The sequence below is a fragment of the Bartonella sp. MR168JLCBS genome (assembly GCF_042194175.1).
In genome coordinates this window covers 1-560 of record NZ_JBHIMP010000591.1, presented here as the reverse complement: position 1 = coordinate 560, position 560 = coordinate 1, and the positions used below count along the sequence as shown (strand labels likewise).

The following is a 560-nucleotide window of genomic DNA, read 5'->3' as shown; positions in this document are numbered from 1 at the left end:
AGATTGTGGCATACTGATGTGGTTCCCATATAGCTAATTTTACTGCGGCAACTGGACTAATCCCAACAGCAACAGCAACCACCAGCAATGGAAAAACAATCCGCATCCCAAACACTGCTATTAAAATGCCCCATACCAGAAAACGACGACGCCATAGCGGGTCCATCTTTCCAAGAACACGTGCATTGATAATAGAATTATCAAAAGATAAAGAAATTTCCAAAACTCCTAAAACACAGCAGATGAAAAAATATTTAAGAAAACCAATAACACTTCCCGTTTCAAACCAACCAATAGCCCCTCCTAAAAAGACGCCAATAATTGTGAAAAAAAAAGCCCATCCAAAATAACCTAATAGGGCCATGATCTATTCCTCGAAATTTATTTCTTTAATTCATCTGCTGCGCAAATCGAAAAATTGCAGCTATTAATGCAAAAAGAGATAAAACACACATACGGCAAACTCATATGGAATTTTCCTCCCAAAAAACAAGATAAGAATCAGTAAGTACATCTTTCATTTGAAATGAATAGAAATCTTAAATAATATACAATACAAT

1 protein-coding gene is annotated in these 560 nt (G+C 35.5%); it reads right to left on the bottom strand.

Annotated elements, in window-relative coordinates; all coding sequences use genetic code 11:
- Nucleotides 1-364: DUF475 domain-containing protein (locus ACFIK8_RS12890; protein WP_375669648.1), on the bottom strand; the 364-nt coding region annotated here is incomplete at its 3' end.
- Nucleotides 365-560: the final 196 nt, after the last annotated feature.